General features: G+C 37.7%; 25 protein-coding genes, 16 tRNA genes, 1 rRNA gene and 1 pseudogene. 31 read left to right on the top strand and 12 right to left on the bottom strand.

Annotated elements, in window-relative coordinates; all coding sequences use genetic code 11:
• Position 1: 1 nt before the first annotated feature.
• Positions 2–85, bottom strand: coding sequence for a pyrophosphohydrolase domain-containing protein (locus QH639_RS03155; RefSeq protein WP_281116177.1), 84 nt, complete (start codon positions 83–85; stop codon positions 2–4).
• Between the two features lie 19 nt (positions 86–104).
• Between QH639_RS03155 and QH639_RS26455 the strand changes: the two genes are divergently transcribed.
• Positions 105–344, top strand: a complete 240-nt coding sequence (locus QH639_RS26455) for a DinI family protein (RefSeq protein ID WP_481817319.1) — start codon at positions 105–107, stop codon at positions 342–344.
• Between the two features lie 192 nt (positions 345–536).
• Here QH639_RS26455 and QH639_RS03160 read toward each other — a convergent pair whose 3' ends face one another.
• On the bottom strand, positions 537–872 hold the full coding sequence (locus tag QH639_RS03160; RefSeq protein ID WP_001059831.1) for a DUF8087 domain-containing protein: 336 nt from the start codon (positions 870–872) through the stop codon (positions 537–539).
• 477 nt (positions 873–1349) lie between these two features.
• Between QH639_RS03160 and QH639_RS03165 the strand changes: the two genes are divergently transcribed.
• Together QH639_RS03165 and QH639_RS26460 are read left to right on the top strand one after the other, a co-directional pair.
• A complete protein-coding gene (locus tag QH639_RS03165; RefSeq protein WP_024169233.1) occupies positions 1350–1541 on the top strand; it encodes a hypothetical protein in 192 nt (63 codons plus the stop codon).
• Positions 1534–1800, top strand: coding sequence for a DUF6953 family protein (locus QH639_RS26460; protein ID WP_024169232.1), 267 nt, complete (start codon positions 1534–1536; stop codon positions 1798–1800). Before QH639_RS03165 ends, QH639_RS26460 begins: the two co-directional genes overlap by 8 nt.
• Positions 1801–1855: 55 nt before the next feature.
• Here QH639_RS26460 and QH639_RS03170 read toward each other — a convergent pair whose 3' ends face one another.
• Positions 1856–2557: a phage portal protein gene (locus tag QH639_RS03170; RefSeq protein ID WP_281116178.1), complete on the bottom strand. Its 702-nt coding sequence runs from the start codon at positions 2555–2557 to the stop codon at positions 1856–1858.
• A gap of 227 nt (positions 2558–2784) precedes the next feature.
• Between QH639_RS03170 and rrf the strand changes: the two genes are divergently transcribed.
• The 17 genes from rrf to QH639_RS03255 all read left to right on the top strand — a co-directional run bounded on the left by rrf (position 2785) and on the right by QH639_RS03255 (position 4384).
• Positions 2785–2900 (top strand): 5S ribosomal RNA (gene rrf / locus QH639_RS03175).
• A 16-nt stretch (positions 2901–2916) separates the two neighbouring features.
• Positions 2917–2993, top strand: a tRNA-Asn gene (locus QH639_RS03180).
• 5 nt (positions 2994–2998) lie between these two features.
• Positions 2999–3090, top strand: a tRNA-Ser gene (locus QH639_RS03185).
• A gap of 24 nt (positions 3091–3114) precedes the next feature.
• Positions 3115–3189: transfer RNA gene (locus QH639_RS03190), tRNA-Glu, on the top strand.
• Between the two features lie 15 nt (positions 3190–3204).
• Positions 3205–3280 (top strand) — tRNA-Val (locus tag QH639_RS03195).
• Between the two features lie 26 nt (positions 3281–3306).
• A tRNA-Met gene (locus tag QH639_RS03200) sits at positions 3307–3381 on the top strand.
• A 3-nt stretch (positions 3382–3384) separates the two neighbouring features.
• Positions 3385–3460: transfer RNA gene (locus tag QH639_RS03205), tRNA-Asp, on the top strand.
• Between the two features lie 15 nt (positions 3461–3475).
• Positions 3476–3548: transfer RNA gene (locus QH639_RS03210), tRNA-Phe, on the top strand.
• Positions 3549–3560: 12 nt separating this feature from the next.
• Positions 3561–3636, top strand: a tRNA-Thr gene (locus QH639_RS03215).
• 9 nt (positions 3637–3645) lie between these two features.
• Positions 3646–3729: transfer RNA gene (locus QH639_RS03220), tRNA-Tyr, on the top strand.
• A gap of 13 nt (positions 3730–3742) precedes the next feature.
• Positions 3743–3816, top strand: a tRNA-Trp gene (locus tag QH639_RS03225).
• Between the two features lie 12 nt (positions 3817–3828).
• A tRNA-His gene (locus tag QH639_RS03230) sits at positions 3829–3904 on the top strand.
• A gap of 35 nt (positions 3905–3939) precedes the next feature.
• Positions 3940–4015: transfer RNA gene (locus QH639_RS03235), tRNA-His, on the top strand.
• Between the two features lie 4 nt (positions 4016–4019).
• Positions 4020–4094 (top strand) — tRNA-Gln (locus QH639_RS03240).
• 5 nt (positions 4095–4099) lie between these two features.
• A tRNA-Gly gene (locus tag QH639_RS03245) sits at positions 4100–4174 on the top strand.
• 8 nt (positions 4175–4182) lie between these two features.
• Positions 4183–4256, top strand: a tRNA-Cys gene (locus QH639_RS03250).
• A gap of 47 nt (positions 4257–4303) precedes the next feature.
• Positions 4304–4384: transfer RNA gene (locus tag QH639_RS03255), tRNA-Leu, on the top strand.
• A 435-nt stretch (positions 4385–4819) separates the two neighbouring features.
• On the opposite strand, the gene QH639_RS03260 is transcribed toward QH639_RS03255, so the two are convergent.
• Positions 4820–5212, bottom strand: coding sequence for a tyrosine-type recombinase/integrase (locus QH639_RS03260; RefSeq protein ID WP_237898715.1), 393 nt, complete (start codon positions 5210–5212; stop codon positions 4820–4822).
• A gap of 536 nt (positions 5213–5748) precedes the next feature.
• On the opposite strand from QH639_RS03260, the gene QH639_RS03265 reads away from it, so the two are divergent.
• The 6 genes and pseudogenes from QH639_RS03265 to QH639_RS03290 all read left to right on the top strand — a co-directional run bounded on the left by QH639_RS03265 (position 5749) and on the right by QH639_RS03290 (position 11677).
• Positions 5749–6117 carry a BlaI/MecI/CopY family transcriptional regulator gene (locus QH639_RS03265; RefSeq protein WP_237898713.1) on the top strand — a complete coding sequence of 123 codons (369 nt, stop codon included), beginning with the start codon at positions 5749–5751 and terminating at the stop codon, positions 6115–6117.
• Position 6118: 1 nt separating this feature from the next.
• Positions 6119–7657: a M56 family metallopeptidase gene (locus tag QH639_RS03270; RefSeq protein WP_237898712.1), complete on the top strand. Its 1539-nt coding sequence runs from the start codon at positions 6119–6121 to the stop codon at positions 7655–7657.
• 377 nt (positions 7658–8034) lie between these two features.
• Positions 8035–8307: a hypothetical protein gene (locus tag QH639_RS03275; protein ID WP_237898711.1), complete on the top strand. Its 273-nt coding sequence runs from the start codon at positions 8035–8037 to the stop codon at positions 8305–8307.
• Between the two features lie 180 nt (positions 8308–8487).
• Positions 8488–8721 (top strand): annotated as a pseudogene (locus QH639_RS03280) (transposase); the annotation flags it as partial.
• A gap of 1247 nt (positions 8722–9968) precedes the next feature.
• Positions 9969–11000 carry an ABC transporter permease gene (locus QH639_RS03285; RefSeq protein ID WP_237898710.1) on the top strand — a complete coding sequence of 344 codons (1032 nt, stop codon included), beginning with the start codon at positions 9969–9971 and terminating at the stop codon, positions 10998–11000.
• 2 nt (positions 11001–11002) lie between these two features.
• Entirely contained in the window at positions 11003–11677 is a 675-nt protein-coding gene (locus QH639_RS03290) for an ABC transporter ATP-binding protein (protein ID WP_237898709.1), read from the top strand.
• Positions 11678–11717: 40 nt separating this feature from the next.
• Here QH639_RS03290 and QH639_RS03295 read toward each other — a convergent pair whose 3' ends face one another.
• The 3 genes from QH639_RS03295 to QH639_RS03305 are packed head-to-tail and all read right to left on the bottom strand — an operon-like array spanning position 11718 to position 13828.
• The gene (locus QH639_RS03295) at positions 11718–12527 is read right to left on the bottom strand and encodes an SDR family NAD(P)-dependent oxidoreductase (protein ID WP_281115651.1); all 810 of its coding nucleotides are present in this window, start codon (positions 12525–12527) and stop codon (positions 11718–11720) included.
• A gap of 2 nt (positions 12528–12529) precedes the next feature.
• Positions 12530–13231 carry an SGNH/GDSL hydrolase family protein gene (locus QH639_RS03300; RefSeq protein WP_131521063.1) on the bottom strand — a complete coding sequence of 234 codons (702 nt, stop codon included), beginning with the start codon at positions 13229–13231 and terminating at the stop codon, positions 12530–12532.
• Positions 13232–13828 carry a TetR/AcrR family transcriptional regulator gene (locus QH639_RS03305; protein ID WP_131521064.1) on the bottom strand — a complete coding sequence of 199 codons (597 nt, stop codon included), beginning with the start codon at positions 13826–13828 and terminating at the stop codon, positions 13232–13234.
• Between the two features lie 176 nt (positions 13829–14004).
• On the opposite strand from QH639_RS03305, the gene QH639_RS03310 reads away from it, so the two are divergent.
• Together QH639_RS03310 and QH639_RS03315 are read left to right on the top strand one after the other, a co-directional pair.
• A complete protein-coding gene (locus QH639_RS03310; protein ID WP_281115652.1) occupies positions 14005–14364 on the top strand; it encodes a VOC family protein in 360 nt (119 codons plus the stop codon).
• 82 nt (positions 14365–14446) lie between these two features.
• Entirely contained in the window at positions 14447–15532 is a 1086-nt protein-coding gene (locus QH639_RS03315; RefSeq protein WP_281115653.1) for an S-layer homology domain-containing protein, read from the top strand.
• A 39-nt stretch (positions 15533–15571) separates the two neighbouring features.
• Here the strand turns inward: QH639_RS03315 and QH639_RS03320 are convergent, their stop codons facing one another.
• Positions 15572–16318, bottom strand: a complete 747-nt coding sequence (locus QH639_RS03320) for an arylamine N-acetyltransferase family protein (protein WP_131521067.1) — start codon at positions 16316–16318, stop codon at positions 15572–15574.
• A 186-nt stretch (positions 16319–16504) separates the two neighbouring features.
• Here QH639_RS03320 and nagB point away from each other — a divergent pair, with 186 nt between their 5' ends.
• A complete protein-coding gene (gene nagB / locus QH639_RS03325; RefSeq protein WP_131521068.1) occupies positions 16505–17218 on the top strand; it encodes a glucosamine-6-phosphate deaminase in 714 nt (237 codons plus the stop codon).
• 20 nt (positions 17219–17238) lie between these two features.
• Here the strand turns inward: nagB and QH639_RS03330 are convergent, their stop codons facing one another.
• Positions 17239–18138, bottom strand: a complete 900-nt coding sequence (locus tag QH639_RS03330; protein WP_281115654.1) for a DMT family transporter — start codon at positions 18136–18138, stop codon at positions 17239–17241.
• A gap of 121 nt (positions 18139–18259) precedes the next feature.
• Here QH639_RS03330 and QH639_RS03335 point away from each other — a divergent pair, with 121 nt between their 5' ends.
• A complete protein-coding gene (locus tag QH639_RS03335) occupies positions 18260–19165 on the top strand; it encodes a S66 peptidase family protein (RefSeq protein ID WP_131521070.1) in 906 nt (301 codons plus the stop codon).
• A 14-nt stretch (positions 19166–19179) separates the two neighbouring features.
• Entirely contained in the window at positions 19180–19581 is a 402-nt protein-coding gene (locus tag QH639_RS03340; RefSeq protein WP_131521236.1) for a cytidine deaminase, read from the top strand.
• 43 nt (positions 19582–19624) lie between these two features.
• On the opposite strand, the gene QH639_RS03345 is transcribed toward QH639_RS03340, so the two are convergent.
• The 3 genes from QH639_RS03345 to QH639_RS03355 all read right to left on the bottom strand — a co-directional run bounded on the left by QH639_RS03345 (position 19625) and on the right by QH639_RS03355 (position 22722).
• Positions 19625–21211, bottom strand: a complete 1587-nt coding sequence (locus QH639_RS03345; protein ID WP_131521071.1) for a catalase — start codon at positions 21209–21211, stop codon at positions 19625–19627.
• Positions 21212–21507: 296 nt separating this feature from the next.
• On the bottom strand, positions 21508–22017 hold the full coding sequence (locus QH639_RS03350; RefSeq protein WP_004230848.1) for a hypothetical protein: 510 nt from the start codon (positions 22015–22017) through the stop codon (positions 21508–21510).
• A 15-nt stretch (positions 22018–22032) separates the two neighbouring features.
• Positions 22033–22722, bottom strand: a complete 690-nt coding sequence (locus QH639_RS03355; protein WP_281115655.1) for a B3/B4 domain-containing protein — start codon at positions 22720–22722, stop codon at positions 22033–22035.
• Between the last annotated feature and the right edge of the window lie 5 nt (positions 22723–22727).

A 22727-nucleotide genomic window follows, 5' to 3' on the forward strand; every position in this document is an offset into this window, starting at 1 on the left:
CTCACTGATGCCGTTTACGCAGGTTCTCAATTACCGTCGTTAAATCCAGCCCCTGATCCTGCAACAGCACCAGCAGGTGATACATCAAATCAGACGCCTCGTTGGTGAGCTCAAAGCGGTCATGTACTGTCGCTGCAGAGCAGAAGATTAGCCAGTCTACCCTGGACGCCCTTGAATCCGAGCTTTACCGCAATCTGCGCCCCCTGTATCCCAAAACGGTAATTCGCATTCGCAAAGGTAGCTCTAACGGTGTGGAACTAACCGGACTGCAACTGGATGAAGAAAGAAAACAAGTGATGAAAATTATGCAGAAGGTGTGGGAGGACGACAGCTGGCTGCATTAAGAAACGTTGCCCCCAGGAGGATTCATTCTGATGGGGGCTAGTTTGGGCAATGAGTGAAATAAGGCGTAAGGTGGGCGGTTATTTTGATAAGTGATCGTCCGCTTTGTGTCAGAAGCAGAAGTGGGAGTGTCTGAGACTCTCTAAAAGTTGATGATTCACTTACAAAACCATTTTCCTGATGGATGCTTACACTTACGAATGATCATTCTGTTTAGTCTTCATGAGAAAATCCCGAATCTTTGCCAAGTTTGAATTTTCGGGGATTGAATCCATGTACGGATCACGCTCAAACACTAATTGCTCAGATTCAACGAAAGCCTGCCACTCTACTGGGTCTAGCTCAAATCCCATTGCTGTCATATCACTTTCATCTTCCCCCTCGATCCAGTGGACTAAATAAAACAATTCATCATCAGGAGAATCATCCTCACCATCAACAATATCAACATCGGTTACAGTGATACGTAGGGTGGGATCGATTTTTGAGACATAAATTCCTAACTGTGGTATAGGGGGAATATTGTTCATGGAAACTCCTTTTATTGGTGTTTGCTATTTGAATAAAAATACGCCAAACAGAGTGTTAACTGTGAATATGGAAAGAATAGTTGTAAGTACCCCGCTTAGGTGTCCCATTCTATTTTAGAGGTTCTCGTGCATATGGATTATGTTATCTGAAAGTTAACTTCCGCTTCCCGTTCACAGCGAACATTCATCTTTGTAAACCCGTATGATCCGTTTTTCAAGTGGCCATTCAGATACGGATTTTCACTTCCTTGACAGTGCATGACTATGCTGCATGAAATCGCATGATCGATTGAGGATCGTCTTTGCTCAGATTCGCCAGAACTGGCGGGCTTTTGCTCATGTCATGCATGTGCATGAAAACCACTGCATAAAGCGGGCAGGCGTGGCGGGGATACGAGCGCGCGCAAACATGTTTACTTGCAATTAATGTAGATATATTCTGAAATTGATAACTTACACATGAAAGGAGACGTGAGAGTGGCAAAATATACACCGGGCCAGAAAGTAAAACATGCAACAGGACATGGCCCAATCATGGTAATTGATCACTACCAATCGGCTACAATGGCAGTTTGTACGTGGTTTATTGGTGCTAAGAACCAGCGCGGAGTTTTTCACGAAGATACTCTAGTTTTATTTGTTCCAAAAGCTGAGAGTGATGATGAATGATTCTCTGATAAAAATAGTTGACTGGATGGTTAATACCACTCGTTCTAATGGTGTGTTGTATCAGTCCGAGGTTGTTGAATTTCTAATCAATGACTTTGGGGACGAGTTCATCAAAACTAATGAGAATGGTAATTACGCTATAAGCAGTACTGTGCTAGCAAATTTTAGAAAGGCTAGCAAAGACGATATAGTTTGGGATCGTGAACAGTTAGCTTGGCGTTTACGCAATGAAAGCGATTTACCCGGACGGATGCAGTAGAGATAATACAGATAATAGTGAACAAGCTGATAATTTCAACTTGTTCACTTCTTTTTTATGACTGCTTATTTTCTAAGCCATAATATTCAAATTTAACTACCTCTTCATCTAACCATTCATTAATTTCGGCAATGCGTTTTTGTAAAGGCATCAGTTCATTCCGAACAAATACCCGGCTGGCTTTCTCCACATCCCCAAACCCCCCAACATTATTTGGCATTATCCCCATCATCTGTGGCGGCACGCGGTGTGCCGCCATCATGTCATCGCGACTAACATTTTTGATATTCAGAAATTCATCCTTCGCTGCGACTTCTGACAACGGGATAATCTGAAGTCCGTCTTTTTTACCATTAGGTGAGTACATAAACAGATTGCGGAAGTTACCCGGACCTTTGGCGCTTTTCATTGCGTTGCGGAGGTTGTTCACATCCTCCTGGTTCTGCGCGGCATCGGTCATGTACATGATGAAGCCTGCATGACTGCCGTTAATGTAATACTTGCGGCGGAACAGCGTGGCGGACTCGTTGAGCAAAGCGGATGGGATGGCAGAAAGATAACCGGGCAGGCCGTAGATCTCTTGGTTGATGTCCGGTTCCATCAGATGAAAGATGCTGCCTTTCGTGAACTGATACGGCTGGGTTGTCATACCGTATTGCACAAACCAGTAGGTATCCAGGTCTAACCCGCGTCGGGTGTATTTTGCCAGAGCAGGCTCAAGGGCGATAACTTCACCGAAGCGGTTCGTGCGTGAGATTTCCCATTACGCAAGTAAGTAAGATCCCTCAAAGACGATGAGGTAGATAGGTTCGAGGTGGAAGTGTGGTGACACATGGAGCTGACGAATACTAATCGATCGAGGACTTAACCAAAAACGTTTGAAACATTCAATGCACCGTTTATCCAGTTTTGAAAGAATAAAATATTAGAATATACTTGTAATTTTTATAAGATATGTTATAATAAGTATTGTCTTTCAAATAGTCTAGTGATGATGGCAAAGAGGTCACACCCGTTCCCATACCGAACACGGAAGTTAAGCTCTTTAGCGCCGATGGTAGTTGGGGGCTTCCCCCTGTGAGAGTAGGACGTCGCTAGGCTATATACTAAAATTATTCCGAAGTAGCTCAGTTGGTAGTAGCACCTGACTGTTAATCAGGTTGTCGCAGGTTCGAGTCCTGCCTTCGGAGCCATTCTTGGAGAGTTGTCCGAGTGGCCGAAGGAGCACGATTGGAAATCGTGTAGGCGGTTAACACTGTCTCAAGGGTTCAAATCCCTTACTCTCCGCCAGCACTTTGATGTGTTCCAAACGATGGCCCCTTGGTCAAGTGGTTAAGACACCGCCCTTTCACGGCGGTAACACGGGTTCGAATCCCGTAGGGGTCACCATTTCAATACCCAGATGGAGGATTAGCTCAGCTGGGAGAGCATCTGCCTTACAAGCAGAGGGTCGGCGGTTCGAGCCCGTCATCCTCCACCATTATTTTTACAACATTATAGTATTATCGCGGGGTGGAGCAGTGGTAGCTCGTCGGGCTCATAACCCGAAGGTCGTTGGTTCAAATCCAGCCCCCGCAACCAAATGGTCCCGTGGTGTAGCGGTTAACATGCCTGCCTGTCACGCAGGAGATCGCCGGTTCGATCCCGGTCGGGACCGCCATTTATTTTAAAATATGGGTCAGTAGCTCAGTTGGTAGAGCATTAGATTGAAGCTCTAAGTGTCGGCGGTTCGATTCCGTCCTGACCCATCTTGTTTTTTTGCCGGTTTAGCTCAGCAGGTAGAGCAACTGACTTGTAATCAGTAGGTCGTGGGTTCGATTCCTATAGCCGGCACCAGATTTTCCCGGAGGGGTAGCGAAGTGGCTAAACGCGGCGGACTGTAAATCCGCTCCTTAGGGTTCGGCGGTTCGAATCCGTCCCCCTCCACCAGTTTTATTTTTTTAGGGGCATAGTTCAACGGTAGAATAGAGGTCTCCAAAACCTTTGGTGTGGGTTCGATTCCTACTGCCCCTGCCAATTAATTTTATGGCGATTGTGGCGAAGTGGTTAACGCACCGGATTGTGGTTCCGGCATTCGTGGGTTCGATTCCCATCAGTCGCCCCATCTCATATAAAATTAATAAACATCATAATACAATGGCGATTGTGGCGAAGTGGTTAACGCACCGGATTGTGGTTCCGGCATTCGTGGGTTCGATTCCCATCAGTCGCCCCATTGTTGGGGTATAGCCAAGCGGTAAGGCAACGGATTTTGATTCCGTCATGCCTAGGTTCGAATCCTAGTACCCCAGCCATTTTTGCGGAAGTAGTTCAGTGGTAGAACACCACCTTGCCAAGGTGGGGGTCGCGAGTTCGAACCTCGTCTTCCGCTCCAAGTATGACGGCGGCATAGCCAAGTGGTAAGGCACGGGTCTGCAACACCCTTATCACCGGTTCAAATCCGGTTGCCGCCTCCATATTTCAACTGTTAATCGGTTTATCCGATTTTTTTTATCTCCATTATGCCGGTGTGGCGGAATTGGCAGACGCGCACGACTCAAAATCGTGTTCCTTTGGAGTGTCGGTTCGACCCCGACCACCGGTATCTTTAGTTTAATATACGTTACGATTAAAAAATTAAGAGAGCTCATAAACCTTGATATGACAGGTTTATGAGCTTTTTACATTTCCTGAGAATACGATATAAAACGATAAGAAATGATTTTGTTTTACACAAATTTTACACATAATCAGATTTATTTTACACAAGTTTTTACACAAGCTATTATCCAATAAGGGAGGTTGTAGAATTCTTTTAAATATATGTTCTAAAGGGAGATGGAGATGGAGTTTAATGATTATTTGATAATATTTAACGAAAGTTCTGGCAAAGGACTATGTAGGGTCTTTTAACGGTATTATCAATAGAGAGTTCTATAATGGAGAAGATAAAATGACTAATACTCTAAAAGACCAGCTATTGAAAAAGAATGAATTTCCATATTCATAAACAATTATTTTCTTACATTTGAAAGATATATTAAATATAAAGAAGAGAATAAACTAAAATATTACTGTGAGTATGTCTTAGACCGTACATAGTAATCAATGGATGAATATTTAATTCGAGTAAAACTTCCCTTAAAATATCATTTGCTCTTTCATTAGCAATTACTTTATACTTTGATTTTTCATTATAAAATACTAAATTATTTTCATTAGTTATATTCTCTAATTTAACTTTCCTTTTAGATGTTTTATTTTTTAATGGTCCAAATCCTATAGGCATTCTGTTATTATATCCCCATGTTTTATCTACAGTTATTTCCTTATTATCGAAATTATAATCACTAAATATAAGTCCGACCAATGCTTCAAATCGTAGTCCCGATATTAAACCTAGTAACAGCAAATAATATTCTAACCAACGCAAAGACTCAGGCAGTAGTTATTCAAAGTGATGAAATATCCATTGGAATATCTGTTGCTTGGGTTTTTCCCTTGTTAACATATTCGATTATATTTAGTGAATTAACCGGATAATTCTGAAATATAGTAATTTCGATATTCTCTCATCCTAATTAGAATATACTATACTTTCTATTTATATTTTCGAAGACTTTTTCTAAAACATAATTAACTTTTTTAAGTGATTCTCCACCCGCCTTCAATTATAAGTATCATACTTTCAAAATATTAATATTTTTATAGGTCAAAAGGTTTGTTTTTAATTCTATTGCTTTTGCTTTTTTATGTAATACCTGCCCATAATTCTTTTTCCATAGCTACATAGAATTGATCGTTTAATAGGGAATTTTTGCGACTTGAACCAAAAATGCAATGGATGTTGGGATAACTTTTGACATCGGAATATTATATATCCATATATAGCATAATTTGACAATGTTTTAAAAAAGATATATTATACGTTTAAGACAATTGACTTAAATGAAAAAGGGGTGAGTGAATATGAAAAAATTGCCTGAAGCAGAATTTGAGATTATGAAGATAGTTTGGGAAAGTAATCCTCCAATTACTACAGGTATAATAATGCACGAAATAGGAAATGAGAAAGGTTGGAAAATCCAAACCGTAGTATCCCTTATGCAAAGATTAACTGAACGTGGATTTCTTCATAGTGAGAAAAAAGGTAAGGAGAGATTTTATTACCCTATAGTAGAAAAAGGTGCATATCTAAGTTTTGAAACAGAGCATTTTATGAAGCTCTATCATAAAAACTCCTTTATGAATTTAGTGGGTACACTCTATAAATCCGATACTATTTCTAATGAAGATTTAGCCTCATTAATTAAATGGGTGGAAGAAAAGAGGGATTAATATGCACAGTATCATGGTAGGTTTATTCTTTAAATCAGTAGTTATGTCCTTTATTGGACTACTTTTTATAGCTGTAACGCCTTTCCTTTTAAAACGATACAGTGCTAGATGGCTTTATTATGGCTGGCTTGCTATCCTTGTAGGCTTTATTTTACCATTTACAATCAATATATCGACCCCAGTTGTCAATCTATCAGAATCGGTGCAAATACCATCTAAAGAACCTGTTCCAAGTAACAGTAGTCAGATAACGCTTGTGTCCTCATCCGTAGATACAGTGACAGCACTTTCTGTTTGGCAGATGGTGATGATAATTTGGATTTTAGGAATCGTTGTATTTTTGGCAGTTCATCTTGTAAAACATTATCGATTTATGTACATGGTGAAAAGATGGGGGCAAACGATAACTGAACCGAAAACCCTTTATTTGCTTGAAAAAGTTAAAGGCGAAATGAATATCACTAAGGAAATCGCATTGAAAGAATGTAGCTTTATCCATTCCCCCATGTTAGTGGGATTTACTAAAAATACTATCTGGCTACCTAATAATTCTTATCGAGAAGAAGAACTAAACTTGATATTGAAGCATGAGTTAGTTCATTTAAAACGAAAGGATTTATGGTATAAAGCTTTTGTATTGCTGATTAGTAGTATTCATTGGTTCAATCCATTGTTCTATCTCTTCGCTAAAGAACTGGACAATCTTTGTGAACACGCTTGTGATGATGAAGTAGTTAAAAATACTGACATCCAACTTAGAAAAACGTATAGTCAGACGATACTACATGCTGAGAAATTAAAAAGAGGAGAAGGTGTTTTTACTACAAATTTTCTAGGAAGTACACAAATTTTAAAAAAGAGAATACTCTCCATTATGGATATGAGTAAGAAGAAATCAGGAATCGTTGTGATGGCACTATTAATTTTACTTACAACAGGTGGAATGGTTGTCAGTTCAGCATTTGCTATTTCCAGTAAGCAGTTGAGCTATTTAGACGAAACATTTATGAAAGAATCCATTTTAAATGGTGCATCAAGAGGCTACTTTGCAACAGACAAATTTATTATTTACCCAAAGAATATGAGTGATAGAAAAACTGTGCCACCTGAGCCTACTATAAACAAAGAGCTCTATCGTGATGTGTTTTCAGCGGGGGTCATTGGAACTGAAGCAAGATACCAATACCCGATTGAAATTGTGCATAGACAAAATGGACAAAAATATACAACAGTAATTCATATTGAATATGACTATGAGCTACTTGCACCTGTTGAATATGATGAGCTCAATACCCTTATCGAAGCCTATTTGTTGCCTTTTCATGAGTTAAAGTCTATACCATATACAGATTTTATCACACCGAATTACCTAGAAAATAGATTGAAAGACTATATGCGAGATATTGATACACAGAATACAGACGCACGAGTGGAATTCACATTTCGTTTTGGTGGTTGGGTAACGAACAATGATCATCTGCCTTTCCCAAGTCAGAATTCTATAGGTACTACACCAAGATATATGGAGTCTACACCATAGAAATCGTGTTGTATAACTGAGTGATGTAGGCTTCTCTTATATTATTAAGAAACTTAGCATTTCTGAACTATCACATATAGAAAAATTTCTTTAAGGGATGTGATGCCACCTTCGAATCTCAGTAGTTATACAAGAAAATATGAAAAAAGAGAGGGATTTAACAATGAAAAAATGGATGATGAGTATGTTGACAATGATTAACACCAGTAGCTGCTTTTGCACAAGAAGCAGAAACTGAAGAACCCACAGAAAAAGGTTTTCTTCTCGAAATTGATGCTTCGGACAATTCTGAGCAAGTTTACGAAATCGACGGGATTGAATTTAGAGTTCTTCCTACATTAACACAAGCGGGGATAAATGCAACCAAGACAGTTGTAATGACTGACCTTTATAATAACGCTAACCTTGGTTCTGTAGTCATTAATGCAACATGTATATCTGATGGGAAAATAGTGGGGGCTACAAGCCATTCAGCCAAGATAATCAATAAACCATCTTCTTCTAACTTGAAAGCAACAGGTACTTCTGTTGATAAGAATAACACTTCTATGCTAATCGTTAATGCAACAGTATCTTATACTGGTTCAACAGGAACAAACAGTGGTGGAACAATCTCGATGTATGTATATGCTAATGGTGTTTATAACTGATAAAGCAAATTAAAAAGATGGCTTCACGCCACTTGATTATCGATTGTTTAGTAAAAATATAAGCTTATTCTACTACATATTACAATAGCCTTTTATTTTAATACGGTTAAAAACAACCTCTAGTATGAACTGCTCCCCAATTGTTAGACACACAATCTAACAATTGGAGGTGCAGTTTTTTTGTCGAAAATTACTGCTGAAGAAAAATTACAAGCTGTTCAACGCTATTTGAATGGTAATGAAAGTTATAAAGAAATTGGGCAAACCATTGGTGTAAACAAGAAGTCAAACTTTATATGGGTGATACAATATGAACATAATGGCCTTGATGCCTTTATTAAACGATGTACAAATTACAAACAACGGTTTAAACTGGACGTACTAAATTTTACAATTGAAAATGGTACATCCTTAAAAATTTATTTTGACGCTCTTTAAGAGCATGCTCTTCCTCAAAGAATCCAATATCTTGAAAATGATCTCTTAAAGGAAAACGTTGTAACGATGACTACTATTAATAGATTTAAAGGGTTAGAATCTGAGATTATGGGGAATGGATTATTTAGAATTTAATGAAAAAATGGAACTAATATATGTAGGCTTAAGCAGAGCAAAATCAATACTATTTATAGTTGGAAATGAACAGACATGTTTAAACTTTCTATTAATTGATTTAATATAAATACTCAAATGCTTTACAAAATAATTGAGCTCATCGACTAAAATCCCAAGTAGGACAAGGGATTTTTAGTCGATGAATCTGATATTTAGAGCATCCACCCCACCACGACTTCTCAATATTCAAGTTCTAATGTATTTATAATGTAAGTTTAATTTAATGGTCACAAACTTGGTAACGCTTTCTTTCTTTGTATGCCGCTGAGTACTAGACAGTAGCAATATAAATTTAAAAAAGGCATGTTTCAAAAGGCTTTCCTTAGTTAGTCTCCTACCGTACAAAATCTCATCTCCCCCCTAACCGCGATGAGGTCAGGGTTCGATCCACCTTAGGATCCACCAAAAAACTTATGCTTGAGGCATGTCAATTTAAAAGAAAGTGAAGTATGTACTTTTGAGATTTATATTGCCAAATCATTTTACACAATTTTTACACACACCAAGTAGAAAAACTTGATATATAAGGCATTTTACTACATTGCCTGTCCTGACCACCGGTATCAATTACAACGAAGAATCCTTGATTTATTAGGAATTCTTTTTTTATTGTAAAAAATTATAGGATGTATATAAACATAGATAAAAAAGAGGTAGACTGAATGGGTCTTATTGTTGTCTATACAACAGCTATATTATATGTAATCACGATGATCGTGGTAACGTTATCTAATAGATAAATGTGTACTTGTCTTCTATTATAGGTACTATATTCATACAACAATTGAAGTTCACAGTTCGTATAAAATAGTAAGACCGTGACTAGAAATCAAAAAAAAGCAATTCATTCAAGGCGAGGTTCTATAACAAAATAAGATTTTAGCAAGTAAAGATAAATAAGATTCAAAAAAGAAGCCACTCTATGGGATAAAAATGCCTTTATAGAGCGGCTTTTTATAAGATCTCTACATTTTAACGATTAGTTCATGCTCTGTTCATTTAACAATTTTAAGCTAGGAGTAATCAAAGAAATGGAGGGGTTAGTGATGAATCTTGCCTGGAAAGAAATGAAGAAGAATAAAGTACGGTTTTTAATTTTGGGCTCCATTATCTTCCTAGTTAGTTTTTTAACGTTTATTATCTCGGGTTTAGCAAATGGTCTGTCACAGGATAATGCAGCTATAATTAAGGATTTACCGAAGGGGCAATTTTATATGGCTGAGGATGCGGATGGCACGTTTAATCTTTCAAGAATCGATAGCGATCTGCAGCAGAAAGTCATAAGTAAAGAAAAAGAGGCAGTAGCTTTTTCTATCCAGATGGGCTTTTTAAATGATCAGGATGATAAACAACAAAGTGTAGCCTTTGTGACATCAACGGAATCTACACTTTTTAGCAATGTGCATCAAGACGAGGTGCTTTTAGATAGCTCACTACAAGATAAAGGAATACAAGTAGGAGATATATTAACGAATAATCAGTACAGTGGAAAGTTCATTGTAAAAGGTTTTGTAAAACAAAAAAAATATAGCCATGCTCCCGTTGCTTATATTAGTGAGGAGGCTTACCAGGAGATGTATCGAGTAGCTGATAAACAGTTAATTTTCGTACCAAATAGTGAGCCAAAAGATATTAAGGGATTGCAAGCATATAGCAATAAAGAGTTTCTCAATACTATCCCCAGTTATAATGCGGAACAATTATCTTTAAATATGATTATATGGTTCTTAGTTGTGATTAGTGGGATGTTGTTTGCTATTTTCTTCTACATGATGAATGTGCAAAAAATTGGCTTGTATGGCATTTTAAAAGCGATTGGATTAAAAACAAGTAAGCTATTTAAAATGATCTGGACACAGATGGCTATTATTACAATCTTTTCACTTGTAGTATCTGTCAGCCTTAGCCAGCTATTTAATATAATTGCTCCTAAGGGGATGCCATTCACTTTAACAATAGGCACTACAACACAGTTATCCGTTGTATTCCTCCTCATAGGCTTTATTGGTGCGACCTTGTCAGGAATGCAAATTAAAAAAATTGAACCGTTACAAGCAATACAGCAAGGGGAGGCTTAATCATGACGTTATTTACAATTGATGAAGTACGAAAAACGTTCAAGAATGGTGAAGTTGAGGAAGAGATCTTAAAGGGCATCAATCTTTCTTTAAATGAAGGAGAGATTACAGCATTGGTAGGTGCTTCTGGCTCTGGGAAAAGTACATTATTAACGATCGCTGCAGGACTACAACCAGCAACAGATGGGCAAGTGTTATTTGAAGAGCAAGATCTTACGAAGATGAAATCCGACCAGGTACGAAAATTACGTGCAAGTAAATTCGGCTTTGTTTTTCAATTTGCACATCTCGTCCCCTTTTTGACAGTGGAGGAACAATTGCTATTAATGCTAGATGTGGCTGAATCTCCTTTAAAAAAGAATGAACAGAAATATGAAGTCAATCGGCTATTGAAGTTAGTTGGAATGGAACACCGTAAAACTGCCTATCCTTCCTCCTTGTCAGGGGGAGAGAAGCAGCGTGTAGCAATTGCACGTGCTATTATTCATCAACCGAAAGTATTGTTTGCTGATGAACCAACGGCTAGTTTAGATTCACAGCGTTCTAAAGAGATTATGTTGTTATTAAGAACATTAACAAAAACTTTAAATATAACAACATTAATAGTGACGCATGACGAAGAAATGTTGGCATATACAGATCGTATTATTAAAATGAGCGATGGTGTCGTATTATAAAATAAGCAAGGCTCCCATTAGAAGGGAGCCTTGTGAAACATTAGGTTAAACGTGCATTACGACTCACTTTACAAACCATTCTCATTAACGCTTTGTGTAAAAAAGGAAAAATAGTAAAAACAACATCCAGTGTTTTGCACATTGGCATTGGACAAATGATAGGCTTATTTTGATGAACACCCTCTATAGCCATTTTTGCAATTCGCTGAGGTGAGATCATTTTTTGCTGCTTTAATTGTTTGGTGATAATGGATTTATCCATATGAATCGCCTTTGCATTATCGAAAATGGGTGTATCCACAAACGTTGGACATAAAGTACTCACCTTAATCCCGAATTCCTCAGCCTCATAGTGTAGAGAGGTTGTTAGTCCTATAACAGCATGTTTGGTAGTAGCGTATGCAGTAGAAAAAGGAGAAGGTCCTAACCCTGCAGCAGAGGAGGTATTGACGATATGACCAAAACCTTGTTTTTTCATAAGTGGGTAGCCTATTTGAGTCCCATAAATGACACCCCATAAATTAATGGCCATAATTTCCTTCCAATCCTCAATAGTCATTTCACCTATCTCCCCATACATAGCGATACCAGCATTATTAAACAGGTAATCTATACGGTGAAATTCTTCAAATACATCATGAATGACAGAAGCTACATCTTTGTAATCGGTTACATTTAAATGTACAAATTTTACATGGGCGATATCCTTATTTAACTCTGCTTCTAACACACGACCCTCATGATCTTGAATATCAGCAATAATGACAAATATATGTCGAGCGATTAATTCTTGGCAAATAGCCTTTCCTATCCCTGAAACACCGCCAGTAACAACAGCAATCTTTCTCATCTTTAGGACCTCCCGATTTTGTCTCCTTCGACTTTATAAAGTTCAATGATAGAGCTATATTGCTGTGCCACTAAATCAGCACCTTTACTATTCAAATGAACACCATCTAAAGTTACATGTAGCCCTCTTTTTTGAGATAATTTATCGATACGTAAAGGACTTTTGTAAAATAAAACATCCAGTAGGACTCTTATTACATTCGTATTAATAAAGCCTGAGCACTCCAAATGTTCTAAATGCTCTTTAAAGAGATTTTGCATATTTACAAAATAAACATTGCCAGATTTCATTGAAATAGACTCCATAACAGACGTTAATTGTGTTATTTCTTTGTTAGAGGGATTTTGAAGATCTTCTCCTACTAATGCTGGAGATACTAATACAACATTTTTGGAAGCGTCTTGTGCTTTCTCTAATACCTTGAGGCAGTACTCTTCGAATTCAATGTGATCCTTCGCCACAGGCTGTGCTTGCACCTTTAATAATTTTGAATAGACGTCATTGACGCCTATCCAAAGAATAAGAAGATCATAGGAAGATTGGAGCGGCATTTTTTCCAAGCGAGTAAATAAACTTTTAATCGTCTCGCCTGGATTTCCAAGATTATCGAATGAAATATGGGGATATTGATGTTTCAAGAGATCATAAAATGAAACGCCTGGACGACCTTCTGTTAAGCTATCACCTATTAAACCTACTTTCATTTAAACCCCACCTTTTTTAATTTCTTTTAAGAAAATCGTTATTGCCTGTTGAAAGAGTGGTTCTAATGATTTCAAGTTATGAGTATTGGTCAGCTGACATAATCCACCTAGCCATGTGCCAAGTAAGACGGTCCATGTATCTACATTTCCATGAACAAATTCGTTTTGGTCGATGCCCTCTTGAAGAATTGCTCGATAAGCATTCATTGGCGTAATAGCTAAATTGTATAACTGTTGTATTGAATCAGGACTTGATTTGGGATTAGATGCCAGTTCCTGACCTGACTTTAGTAAGGGTGTTTGATACTCATAGAGGACATGCATGGCCATACCATACAATTTATCTGTGGATGTGGTGTATGAAGATTCTTGTTGCAACCATTTGTTATGCCAATTTTTCATCGATTGCTGCGCCAAAAGCACAAATAACTTTTCTTTATTTTCGAAATGATAATAAATATGTCCTTTACTATAACCAGAGGCTTTCGAAATATCACCAACAGATGTCTGATTATAGCCATGTTGAGAAAATAATTGGATGGCATGTTTGATAATCTCAATCTTTGCCTTGTCACTGTCATAGCGTCTTTTACTCAATGTTGTACTCCTTTAATGATTTGAACAATCGTTCTAATTTAATTATACATAATTTTCTAACTAATTAAATACATAATTTTTTATTTAGAATATTGTCAAATTTCTAAAGTCTTCAGGAAGGGAATTCCAATTTATTGTTGAATTATTTGTTATGCTAAAAATGAGGGGGTATATGTATGGGAAAAGTGATTGGCTTTGAATTAAATAGTCAGGAACCGGAGAAAGCGGCAGCTTTTTATAGTAAAGTGTTTGGCTGGGAGGTAGCAACTCCAAAGTGGGATTATTGGGCAGTTATGACTGGGAATAAAGACAAAGCTGGAATTAATGGTGGCATTGGTAAAGGACCAAGCGATTTTCCGCATGGTACAAGAATTCAAATTGAAGTGAATGCAATTGACGAAGTCATTGCACAGGCAAAACACAACGGTGCTACTATTTTGCGTGACAAAATGGCGTTCGATGATTTCTATCTAGCTTATTTGGTCGATCCGACTGGAATAGGGATTGGATTAATTCAATATAAAAATAACGAATAAAGTCTCTTTTAATAGAGGCTTTTCTCATTTTAAGCATATGGATACGTCTTTATGGGTATAGAATCGAAGGAGGAGGGATAATGTGAAGAACATATTGAAGCTAGTATGTTTGATCCTGATAACGATTGGTATATTACCGAAGGAAGTGCAGGCAGCCAGCTTTATCGATCTAACGGATGATACATTAACGACGGAAATTCATTATTTAGTAGAACAGGATATTGCGAAAGGGTATTCGAATAACTTGTTCAAGCCGAATGATTATATTACGAAAGCACAGGTAGCTGTAATGCTAACACGTGCTTTAGGACTAAACACGATCCATGTGCAAAATCCAAACTATCAAGATGTAACAACCACTCATAAATTTTATAAAGAAATTGCGGCTGTGCAAAATAAAGGTATATTTGATACTGCCCATAAATTTCATCCAGATGCACCGCTAGCTAGGGGGGAAATGGCGATTGTGCTAAATAGGGCCTTTCAATTAAAAGGTTCAGATCCTTATTATTTTACAGATGTGAGTAAGCAGACGCCAGGTTATGAAGAAATTTTAACACTGGCCCATAATCATTTGGTAAGGGGCTATGAGAATGGTTCGTTTAAACCTAATGATCCTGTTACACGCGCCCATTTCTCAGCGTTTTTAGCGAGAGCAATGACTCTTTCTAAACCTAACTTGCTAAGGGACCCCGCATTTGAATATACGTATGCCTATTATTCTTTAAGTGACAATAAGCGTTATACTTTAAACTATCAATATCAGCAACACGACGGTAAAAATGATGTATGGACAGTCAAAAATGTAAGTACAGGACAAACTATCTCTGATGAGCTTTTATATGGTCATGATCGTGCATACGGACAAGCCATTGCTAGTGAAGCTAACACACATTATGATTTATATATAGAACTCCCACTTAGAATAGGTGTTGTTTTACATGAAGATGATCCAGGGGTTTCTGCAGGGGAACGAGTAACTGTAAAATCTACAGATGGTACGGTACAAGCAGGTGATGTGCAATATACGGGCGTGGTTATAGTCGAGAAAAGGTCAGAATTTAGTGATGTAGTGAAAACTTATTACTTTGTAGATGATATAGGTTTAGTTAAAGAGCTACACAATGACATAGTTGTGTTTGAATTGCTCAATAGGACAATGAAATAATGTGAAAGGAAAGCAAGCCACCGATGGACTTGCTTTCCTTTATAGTTGTACAGAGATATGAAAAAAACGCTGTAGAGCTTGCAGCCATTCCTTCTCAGTGTTTGTTGTATAGGTAGTTAAGGATTGTCCTTCATAAATTCTAAATTCGTTGTTCATCATGGTATGACGGCCACCAATGGTTCGAATCATAGCAATTTTATTTTTTTGCTTGGAAAGTCGTGGTGCAAATTTTGCATCATTGGCATCGTCGTGAAAACTATAAAGCAAACGCCAACTATGTTTAGCTTGTTCCAACAGCATCCAACCATTCGCTTCATCATAATCTATTTTATATAACTCTTTACCTTCACGGTGTTGATAGCCAGCAATTAGTGGCACTGGTTTACAGGGGGCTAATGCACCGACACCTACATCCGAGATATAGTATTGTCCCCTCACATTCACTAGCAATAATTGATGCATGGGAATTTCCTCAGGAGGGGTATTTTCTGCTATGTTGCGCCAAAACTGGGCATAACGATTGGTAACAGAAAAGCCAAGCTCTCGTAAGAGCCAACTGAATAAGATATTTAATTCAAAACAATTGCCACCACGTTTATCAATAATTATTTTTTGAAATAAATCAGGAATAGCGAAGGAGATACCCCGGTTCAAGGCAACATCTAAATTTTCATAGGGAATGGTTAATAGATGTTTAGTTTGAAGTTGTCCAAGTAGCTGAATAGATGGCTCTAACGTTCCTTGAAATTGAATATACTGTAAATAGTGCTGAATCTGCTCATTCATAAAATCGCCTCACTTCCTTATTAATAACATAACCGAAATAGTCTTAGATTACACGCATAAACTGAAGTAGGAAATGATAGAAAAATAGCTAAATAACTAGTAAGATTAATATATTAGCTACTATAAAGTGAAATGTTTTACATATTAGTTAATAATATAAATGGTAAGGTAGGTATCGTATATAGCATGAAATGGATAGAAGTGAATACATATGAGGAAATGAGCGAAGTGGCAGCTACTATTTTCTCAAAACGAATACAAGAGAAACCTGATAGTGTTTTAGGTTTAGCAACTGGTGGATCACCTGTAGGCATGTATAAAGAATTAGTGGCACGACACCAAGCTGGCCATTTATCTTTTAAGGAAGTACAAACTTTTAATTTGGATGAGTATGTAGGCATTGAGCAATCAAGTCCAGCAAGCTACTTTACATTTATGCATGAGAATTTATTTAATTTTGTGGATATACAGCCGAAAAATGTCCATTTGCCAAATGGACAGGCAGCCAATTTAGCTGAAGAATGTGCTGCATATGATAAGCGCATTGAAGAAGCAGGAGGCATTGATTTACAGCTTCTAGGTATTGGTGTAAATGGACACATTGCTTTTAATGAACCAGGCGCATCGTTTGATGCCAAGACGAATATTGTGGAGCTAACAGAGTCAACAAGAACAGAAAATGCTATTTATTTTAATGATCCGTCTGAAGTACCAACACATGCCATTACAATGGGCATTCACTCCATCATGAAGGCAAAGGAAATCGTTCTCATTGCCTTTGGTGAAAAAAAGCTCGCGGCGATTGAAAAATTGAAAAGTGGTCATATTACAGAAGAATTCCCAGCAAGCCAATTATTAAACCATCCTAATGTTACAATAATTTATGGTGGTACGAATTAGCAAAAATAAGCAAAGGCTTCTTAGGATTGAAGTCTTTGCTTATTTATTTTTCCTGATAAAATAACCCCTGCTACAACGGCTAGTCCACCTATAAGCTGAAAAGAATGCAATCTTTCATGTAGAAAAAGAACAGCAAAAATGGAGGCAAAAACAGGAATGAAATTTAAATAAATACTTGCCTTGTTCGCTCCAAGCTGTATAACACCACTGTTCCAGCAGAGAAAAGCAATGATAGAGGCAAAAATACCAACATATAAAATAGCACCAATGGTTGACCATTCCCAATGAATTGCTGTTGTACTAGACAATGTTTCATAGAGAGAAAACGGAAATAACACAATAGCCCCAAGTCCAATCGTCACTAGAAAGGTAGACTGCCCTGGTAAGCGAGTTGCATATTGTTTAATGAGCAATGAATATATGCTCCAACAAAATACTGCTGCGATTACAATTAAATCCCCTTTATTGAAAGTAAAATCGACAATCCTTGTAAAAGAGCCTCCCATTATAATAAAGGCAACTCCACTCAGTGATAAAACGGTCCCTATTAACTGAAATTTTGATAGTTTTTCCTTCAAAAAAATAAAGGAAAGTATGTAAATCATTATGGGCGTAGAAGAGTTCATTAAAGATGCATTAATAGACGTTGTGTAATGTAATCCAATGTAAACAAGTGTGTTAAATGCTGTAACCCCTGTTAATGAAAGAATGATGACAATCAACCAATGTCTTTTCAGTATCCGCCATTCACGTTTTAGTTGGTGAAATGCAATGGGAAAAAAGATGATAAATGCGACGCACCAGCGTAATAAGGCAAGTGTTAGGGGAGGGATATCTTCACTAACGGCACGTCCAATAACAAAATTACCACCCCATAAAAGAGTTGCGAGTACTAATAATAGATATGGTGGAATTTTCAAGATGCTTTAACCCCTTTATTAATTGAATAGTAAAGTTAATTATAGGCAGTCAGTATAGCAATAATCAATGCCCCTGAAGTTTTGCTATGCTAAAATAAGGAAAACAAGAGGAGGAATAACTGTGAAAAGTACCGTACCATGTTTACAAAAGGGAGATTTAGTCGGTGTTGTTGCACTTTCAAGTCTTGTAGAGCCTGAAAAACTAGGAGAAGCAGTAGCTTTTTTGGACGAGTTGGGTCTTCGCTATATTGTGGGTGATACGATTCATGCAAAACATGAATATTTGGCAGGAAGTGATGAAATCAGACTAGCTGATTTTCATGAGATGGTAAAAAACCCAGAAGTGAAAGCAATCTTTTGTATAAAGGGTGGCTATGGCTCTGCCAGAATTGCTGATAAAATTGATTATGCTTTAATAGAAGAAAATCCTAAAATTTTCTGGGGCTTTTCTGATGTTACATATTTACATTGTGCGATTAATGAATATGCCAATATGGTGACATTTCATGGGCCAATGCTGATGTCAGCTAATAAGATGGATGATTTATCAAAGAAAATGTTTTTACAGCTATTCTCCCCGATGGAAATTCAATATACAGAGGCAATTTCTCCGTTAACAACGATTGCTGGGGGCATCACACGTGGTGAAATGATTGGAGGAAATCTCTATCGTCTTGTCAGCACACTAGGTACCAAATTTGAAGTGAGGACTGAAGGCAGGATTTTATTAATAGAGGATGTAAATGAAACAATTCCAGTTATTGATTCAATGCTTCAGCATTTAAAACAAGCAAGGAAGTTTGAGCAATTAGCAGGAGTCGTCATTGGTTCGTTTACACAGACAGGATCTGAGGAAGCGGCTCTTCATTCGTTAATGAAGGAGTATTTTGCAGATTTAGGAATACCAGTTGTGGCAGGTTTTAAGTTCGGACATGAAACAACGAATATAGCGATTCCATTAGGAACAGAAGCAATTTTAGACGCACAGGAAAAGGTATTGAAAATATTACCAGGTGTGCATGTATGATAGGAAGAGGAAATATGGCTATTGAAAAAATACTGTATGAAGCTGCCGTTGCACTAGCAGAAAAAAGATATCCCTCTGGATGGGGAGGAGCTGCAGCCTTATATACCGCGGATGGACAAATTTTAACAAGTGTCGCACCCGAGGTCATGAATGCTGCTACTGAATTATGTATGGAAACAGGTGCTATTTTAGAGGCACATAAATTGAATACAAAAGTTACACATTCGATTTGTGTTGCTAGGGAAGATGAAACATCTAAATTTGTAGTGCTGACACCCTGTGGAGTCTGTCAGGAAAGACTTTTCTATTGGGGAGAAAATGTAAAGGCAGCGATTACGAATGCAGATGGAGAATTGGTATTTAAATCATTAAAGGAAATTCAACCTTATCATTGGTATAAAGCATATGAACAATAAAGTAAAAGACATTACAAAAAATGTAATGTCTTTTTTAGCTTCGTTAATAAGGCTCAGCATCGTGTCCTTTATTCATGGCATCTTGAGGTGCTTGGTCACCCTTGATATTGCCAAGTGGTTTTGATGCAGAGGAATCTTTTTTAGCGTTGTGCAAACCTTCCTTGAGTAAGCGACCATATTCTTCGTCGGCTTCTTGTGCCAAAGCAATCATGGCATTTTGAATATCCTCATGACAGACCGATAGATCACGGATTAAATTTTCAAGAAGTTCATCGCGTTCCCACTGTTCAAAGTTACGATAAGTTTCACCAGCCTGTTTCGTATTACTTTGACGATCAATCGATTCACGAACAAGGTTTCCTTCAATGTATGGTGTATATTCTTTACCAGCTTGTGTTGCTTCCTTTAACCCATTCAGCATGGATGGCTCATAGTTAATATGTGGATTTTGTCCAGGTGCCAAATCACGCTTATACATCATTTGCCCACCATGTTGATTGGTCGCTACACGTTTTTTTGGTGCATTAATTGGAAGCTGTAAGTAGTTGGCTCCTACACGATGGCGTTGTGTATCAGAATAAGAGAAGGTACGACCTTGCAACATTTTATCATCAGAGAAGTCTAAGCCATCAACAAGCACCCCTGTCCCGAAAGTAGCCTGTTCCACCTCAGCAAAATAGTCTTCAGGGTTTTTGTTTAGCACCATTTTGCCAACTGGATACCACGGAAATTGATCGTTTGGCCAAAGCTTTGTATCATCCAATGGATCAAAATCAAGCTCAGGGTGTGAACCATCCTCCATAATTTGAACATGTAGCTCCCATTCGGGGAAGTCTCCACGTTCGATAGCATCATATAAATCTTGTGTAGCATGATTGAAATTTTTCTGTTGGATTTCTTCTGCTTCTTTTTGTGTTAAATTTTTAATACCTTGTAGCGGTTCCCAATGATATTTGACAAGGACTGCCTTGCCTTCACTATTCACCCACTTGTACGTATTAACCCCAGAGCCCTGCATCATACGATAATTTGCTGGAATCCCCCAAGGAGAGTAAACGAATGTTACCATATGGAAGGTTTCTGGTGAGCTAGCACAAAAATCAAAAAAACGTTCAACGTTTTGAATATTAGTAATGGGATCAGGCTTAAAAGCATGAATCATGTCTGGAAATTTGAGCGCATCACGAATAAAGAAGATCTTTAAATTATTGCCCACTAAATCCCAATTGCCATCCTCTGTATAAAACTTTACTGCAAAACCGCGGGGATCACGTAATGTTTCTGGGGAGTGACCACCATGTATAACAGTTGAAAAACGCACAAATACAGGTGTTTTTTTCCCTTTATCCTGAAAGACTTTTGCACGTGTATACTTAGAAATAGGTTCATTGCCAACAACACCATAGGTCTCAAAATACCCATGTGCTCCAGCTCCACGAGCATGCACAACTCGTTCTGGAACTCTCTCTCTGTCAAAATGACTCATCTTCTCTAGGAAATCATAATTTTCCAATGTTGCAGGACCTCGATTACCGACTGTTCGCAAATTTTGATTGTTGGTAATTGGATGTCCCTGTCTGTTGGTCATTGTCATATCTTGCTCATGTGTTGCATCATTTTGCTGTGTCATAGTATGACCCCTTTCCTATAGATACTTCCATTTTGTCCTTGAAAGGGGCAAACTAGTCATCCAAATTATCCCTTTGAACTACTAAAAAAGCTCTCCATACATAAATGTAGGAGAGCCTTGGATGGCGTTTTCAAATGGAATCAAGTTGTTTTGAGTATGGCCATTGCTTATAGTTGGTCATTAGTCATCGGTCATACAGTAACAGGTAACTTGTTATTGGTTTTTAACTAATTAGCTGAAAAGCTAGATTTGAAAACAGCACATCCAACTCGGGTTGGAGTCTCACCGTCCCGAGTTTAGAAATAACGGGAATCGTCAAAGTTAATTTGAATACTGTAATTTTTTGAATTAATAAGATTAGATAGTTTATGTGCATCTTTTTCTAGCTTTGTAGCCCGTTCTCGATATTCATCTGGCTCATACAAAGCGATTTCATATAACATTGTATTTTCGCCATAGCCAAATCTTACACTCTCTTTTTCTCGCATACTGAAATCTTTACACAAATCAGCCTCGGCACGGAGTTGTGTTGCTAGTTCGATGGCTTCTACTAGTGCTAGCTTTTGCCCTTTAAAGTCTACGGTGTTTTGGATGTTTGCTTCGTAAACGAGGCGGTCTAATGTACGAGTATCTAGACGAACTTGGGCTAAGTCAGCTTCAATAAGGGGGAGTGCTCGATTACTTGTTTTAGGGGCTTGTCCCTTTTCAACTGTTACAAAGGCACTGCGATGTAGTTCGTTTACTAGCTCTTGAGTTTTCTTTCCTAAAATACTTTTTAGTTTAACAGCTTCTGCAAGATTAATCACGAAAACACGTCCTTTTTATAGTGTTATAGATGGTACATTATTTGATATAATTGCGATTTGATAATGTCCGCCATGAATTTGATTAAACATTTTCCCAGCTGACGCTAGCAGTTCATTCGCTGCGTCATTTGTTAAGGAAGGGCGGAAATAAAAAATATGTAACGCATCAGTTGTTTCCTCTGTGACAGCTGTGCGTTTAGAATCAACAAAAGGTGAGCCAAATGCTCCTACCTCATCACGACTATACAGAATATTTTCTAATGTGTTAAAGCGCCCATTCAAACCTTCATAACCAATCTCGTCATGACCAAGCTCAATTGCTACAAACCCTTTGATTTGAGCAACATCATATAGCCCAATTGGCATTTCATATTGAAGTGAAAAGAAATTATTTAAATCAACACCTGAATGAATTGGCGTTAAATAGTTTTGCTTACTAATTCGACGCATAAGGCTTTCTGCTGAGTGACGATAACGGTTTGGATCAGCACCAAGATTTTTCCAGATTTGTCGCCATTCTGCAATACCCTCACGCTGTGTTACAGGAAGTTCCTGCATTTCAAGAAAAAGATTTTCCTGATACAATTGCATACGCCCTTTAATCATTTGAGGGGATTCCGCTACAACAATTTTGGTATAATGAATAATGCCGATTTTTAGCTCGGGATGTTGTGTTAATAGAGTTGGGTTAATGGAAATTTCCAATGAAC

It is taken from the genome of Lysinibacillus sp. 1 U-2021 (assembly GCF_029916965.1).
GTDB classification, from domain to species: Bacteria; Bacillota; Bacilli; order Bacillales_A; family Planococcaceae; genus Lysinibacillus; species Lysinibacillus capsici.